This is a genomic window from Salipiger sp. (assembly GCF_059781815.1).
On record NZ_JBYNAH010000013.1, the window covers coordinates 1 to 1,912 of the forward strand.

The window sequence follows — 1,912 nt, forward strand, 5'->3', positions numbered from 1 at the left end:
TGGCCGAGTGGTCGAAGGCGCACGCCTGGAAAGTGTGTAGGCGGGAAACCGTCTCGAGGGTTCGAATCCCTTCCTCTCCGCCACTAATGTCCAGCAAAGCTCTGAAATGGTGTACTATTGCATTCGGGCTTTGGCATTGGCCCCACACTCAGCCCCACATTTCACGAGCGCAACAAATCCCCCCTTGCGTGTCGGTGCATTTCGAATCATATTGGATCAAATCAAGAACATCGGCGGTTAAGCCGGTTCTTACATCGTTAGAAACAGGCTGAGCGAAGGAGTTGCATACAGCCACCCAGAAGGGGTGGGACTATGCATTCGAAAGACCTTCAAGACGCCGAACAGCTCAGCTTCTTTTCCGAAAGCACTCAGCGCGCGCCTGACGGCGATGCCGTCTCTTTTCAGGGGCGCAAGGTTGCGTCGGCGGTACCCGTAGCCGATCACGCAAAGCCCCTTCGGTCGAAATCCCGCGATGAGCCGAAATCTGCGGTAATGGCAGAGACGCCTCGCTCCGCAAAACCAGCCAAACCACGCAAACAGCCCCCGAAGCTGTTTCTGAAAGACAGTGAGGTGGCCGAGCGGTACTCGGTTTCGCGCCCGACCGTATGGCGCTGGGCGAAGTCACGCGCTGGTTTCCCGCAGCCTGTACCGATCGCCGAAGGCACGACGCGCTGGGCGATTGCCGATCTTGAAGCGTTCGAACGTTCGCTGAAGGCAGAAGTGCAGACGGCGTCTGTCGGGGGCGCAGCATGAGCCGCGCCTATAAGGGCGTGCGCCTTGAAGGCCATCGCGTCTATTCCGTCGATGATGTCCTCGCCTTGTACGGCATCTGCCGAAACACGCTGAGCAACTGGGTGCGCAGCGGCCTTGGGCCAGTTGATCGCGCGTCGCCTCAGCTTTTTCGAGGCGCTGAGTTGAGGCGTTTCCAGGAGGCGCGCGCAGGTGTGAAGGGCAAGCTGCGGGGTGGTCAGTTCAAATGCCTCGGCTGCAAATCGCGAGTGTTTCCGGAAGTCAGTTCGGTCTCGATTGTCGAGCGTGCGCGCGGCGGCGTCTTGGCCAGCGCAGCCTGTCCAGACTGCAATGCGGTCGTTTTCAAGTTACTGGGTGAGACGGAATGCAACAGCGTTCGAAAATGCCTCGATACCAATACAAGCCTGACGTCGATCGACGAAGATAGGGTGTCGGCCCCGGCTGGTATTGGGAAAGATCAGCGTGGCGTGGGAGGTGTTATCACCTATGTGAACGATCGGATGATCCACGCATGGCAAGGATATGCCGAACGTTACCACCCCAAGACGGTCACCGCGCATCTCACCTCCATCCGTGAGTTCGAAGGGTTTCTTGCCGGGAAGAGCATCGCCAGTCTGACCCAAGACGACATCATCGCGTGGCGAAAGAAGCTCATTTCGAATGATGAGCGGCTTGCTAATTCAACCATTCGGCATCGCGCCTCTCAGGTGTCTGGATTCCTGAAGTGGCTGGCCGATCAGCCTGGTCATTCAAAGCTTCGGGGCCTGAGTGACTATTGTGGCCTGCCCAAGAGGCTCAAGCAGGCGGCGCTGCCGGAACAGAAGCAGTTTCCGAAACTGGACGAAGCGGTCGCCATGCTTGATGCAATGCCGTCGAAGTCTCTCAGCGAGCGGCGCATGCGGGCGATCTTTGCCTTCGCCTTCCTTACAGGGCTACGTGCCGATGCGTTGATTACGGTCCGGCTCAAGCACATCGAGGGTGATGAGCGCAGAGTGATCCATGACGGGCGCGAGATGCGCACCAAGAACGGCAAAAGCTTCATCGTGAACTGGTTCCCGCGTACCGCCCCGTTTGAGGCGGTGGTTCTGGAGTGGCTCAGCGAGGTCACTGCGCTGGGCTTGGGCGCAGACGACGCCGTCTTCCCGGACATGAAGGGACTCGA

Annotated in this window: 2 protein-coding genes; both read left to right on the plus strand. The window is 58.8% G+C overall.

Annotation, left to right across the window (positions count from 1 at the left end):
- The first annotated feature begins 312 nt into the window (after positions 1-312).
- Positions 313-753 (plus strand): helix-turn-helix transcriptional regulator, encoded by a 441-nt coding sequence (locus AC6RA4_RS02740; protein ID WP_500157173.1) that lies wholly within the window; start codon positions 313-315, stop codon positions 751-753.
- A partial coding sequence (locus AC6RA4_RS02745; RefSeq protein ID WP_500157175.1) for a site-specific integrase occupies positions 750-1,912 on the plus strand: 1,163 nt, incomplete at its 3' end. The genes AC6RA4_RS02740 and AC6RA4_RS02745, both read left to right, overlap by 4 nt.